The following is a 2,573-nucleotide window of genomic DNA, read 5'->3' as shown; positions in this document are numbered from 1 at the left end:
CCAGAATCTGGGCCTGAATCGTCACATCCAGGGCGGTCGTCGGCTCGTCGGCAATCAGCAGCCTGGGATCGCCGGCCATAGCCATGGCGATCATCACCCGTTGTTTCATGCCACCGGACAGCTGGTGGGGATATTCGTCAAAACGCTTGACCGGGTCGGGGATATTGACCTGGCCGAGCAGCGCAATCGCCCGCTGACGCGCCTCGTCCGGCGTCTGCTGCCGGTGCTGACGCAGCGACTCGACCAGCTGAAAGCCAACGCTCAGGACCGGGTTCAGAGCCGTCATCGGCTCCTGAAAAATCATCGCCAGCTGGCCGCCGCGCAGCCGGCGTTTGTCCGTCTCGGACAGCCGAGTAATATCCCGGCCCAGGTACTCGATGCTGCCGCCGGCCTGATAGCCGACCGCCTCGGGAACGAGCTGCATGATCGACAGCGCGGTCACGCTTTTGCCGCTACCAGGGCCAGGGTTTCGCCCCCGGCCAGCTCAAACGACACCCCATCGACCGCCCGGGCCGGGCCGGCCTTGGTCCGAAAATAGGTCTTGAGGTCGCGGACCCGCAGCAGCGGGCTGGACGCCGTGTTTTCCTGTAGGCTGGTGCTCATCAGCGTTTCCCCTGTCCCTCACTCCGTCCGCAGGCGCGGGTCAAGCGCGTCCCGCACCGCATCGCCAAACAGGTTGGCCGGCAGAACGAGGCCGAGCATGAAGACCAGGGCGGCAAACAGATTCCACCACACGACCGGTTCGCGGGCCAGCTCCAGGCGGGCCTGGTTGATCATATTGCCCCACGACTGCATGGACGGATCGACCCCGATCCCGACATAGGCCAGTACGGCCTCGGCCAGCACCAGACCGCTGAAGCGCAGGACAATGGAAATCAGCACGATGTGCATCACGTTGGGCACCAAGTGGCGCAGCATGATGGTCAGGCGGCTGAGCCCGAACGCCTCGGCCGCCTGAATGTACTCGACCGTCCTGAGTTTCAGCACCTCGGCCCGGATCAGGCGACACAGGCCGGTCCACGAGGTAATGCCCAGAATCACACACAGGTAGACCAGGCGCTGGTCAGCCGAGATCAGGGTTTCCTGCTCGGCCAGGCCGACCTGAAAGATGAGCATGGCGGCGGCGATCAGCAGAATATCGGGGATGGACGACAGGGTGGTGTACACGTACTGAATGCAGTCGTCCACCCAGCCGCCCAGATAGCCGGCCAGGACGCCGCACAGCAGGGCAAACGGGGTCACAATCAGCGTGGTCAGGGTGCCGATGATCAGGCCCGTCCGTACGCTTTTCAGCCCGATATACAAAACATCCTGGCCCGTCTTGTCCGTGCCCAGGATGTGATAGTGGGGGCTGAGCGCCAGGACTTCGGCCGCCATGATCGCCACCAGGCCGCAAAACACGCCCGGCCACACCCTGCGCCAGCGCCACCACGCCAGCCCGAAGAGCAGCAGCCCCGCGCCCAGGCCCCAGCCCAGCCCGGCCAGCAGCCTGCGCCCGATATCGGCCGCCCGCTGGTCGGGCTGGCTGAGGTGGCTGCCGGCGTGCTCAAGACGGGGATAGATGCGGGTCTGACCGCTCGGGGTGTGGCGGGTTTCTTTGGTGAACTGGTAGACGGCAAACGGGGCTGAATAGGTTTTTTCGGTCTCGGCGATGAAGCCCTGAGTGAGCACGTCCAGCACACTGTGGATGCCACCGCCGTGCGGGTTATCGGCCGAAATCAGACGCAGGTGCAGGGTGTCCAGCAGCCCTACCGTGGCGTACACACACACCACGCCAAAGCTCAGCATGGCCAGCCGGTTGGCAACGACCTGGCGCACGGCGCGTCGCCAGTACTCGCGGCGCAGGGCCAGACGCAGCCACACACCGCCGCTGAGGAACAGCAGGTAGATCAGCAGATCGCTCCACAACACGACCGGCCGAAAGCCCAGGGCCAGCCACAGTGGCTGGAGAGTGTCGGTCATGGGGCTTACTCCAGACGGACGCGCGGGTCGACCAGGGTATAGCTGATGTCGGTCAGCAGCAGGCCGACGATGTACAGAAACGAGCCCAGCGAGACCATGGCCTGGACAATGGCGAAGTCCTGGCGCTGAATGGCCTCAAGCATGAACGAGCCCATGCCCGGTATGGCGAAAAACGACTCCAGCAACAGGCTGCCGGCAAACAGAAAGGGCAGGCTGACGACGACATTGGTCAGGATCGGAATCATCGCGTTTTTGAGGGTGTGGACAAACAGCACGGTCCGTTCGGGCAGACCCTTGGCCCGCGCCGTGCGCACATAGTCCTTGCCGATCTCCTCCAGAAAGATGGTCCGATAAAAACGCACGCTGCCGCCCAGGCCCATGACCACCGCAATCAGAACCGGCAGGACAATGAACTTGAAGGAATAGATGCCCGAGTCAAAGCCCGAGATGGGCACCAGGCGGAGCGCTTTGGCAAACACGACCTGACCGGCAATGATGTAGAACAGGGCCGAAATCGACATCAGCAGCACGCACAGCAGCACACCCCAGTGGTCCACATACGTCCCCCGGTACAGGGCCACGCCCATGGCAAAAAAGATGTTCAGCAGCAG

The 2,573-nt window shown here is 63.6% G+C and carries 4 protein-coding genes; all 4 read right to left on the bottom strand.

Translation table 11 applies throughout. From position 1 onward, the window contains the following. On the bottom strand, window positions 1-442 hold a 442-nt coding region (locus tag J4F42_21225; GenBank protein MCE2488044.1), incomplete at its 3' end, for an ABC transporter ATP-binding protein. Continuing rightward, on the bottom strand, window positions 439-603 hold the full coding sequence (locus tag J4F42_21220) for a hypothetical protein (protein MCE2488043.1): 165 nt from the start codon (window positions 601-603) through the stop codon (window positions 439-441). The genes J4F42_21220 and J4F42_21225, both read right to left, overlap by 4 nt. A gap of 18 nt (window positions 604-621) precedes the next feature. Further along, window positions 622-1,962, bottom strand: a complete 1,341-nt coding sequence (locus tag J4F42_21215; GenBank protein MCE2488042.1) for an ABC transporter permease — start codon at window positions 1,960-1,962, stop codon at window positions 622-624. A 5-nt stretch (window positions 1,963-1,967) separates the two neighbouring features. Continuing rightward, the coding region (locus J4F42_21210) for an ABC transporter permease (GenBank protein MCE2488041.1) at window positions 1,968-2,573 on the bottom strand (606 nt) is incomplete at its 5' end.

This window comes from Desulfurellaceae bacterium (assembly GCA_021296095.1).
GTDB lineage: Bacteria > Desulfobacterota > Binatia > Bin18 > Bin18 > JAAXHF01.
This window is presented reverse-complemented; position numbering and strand designations above follow the sequence as displayed.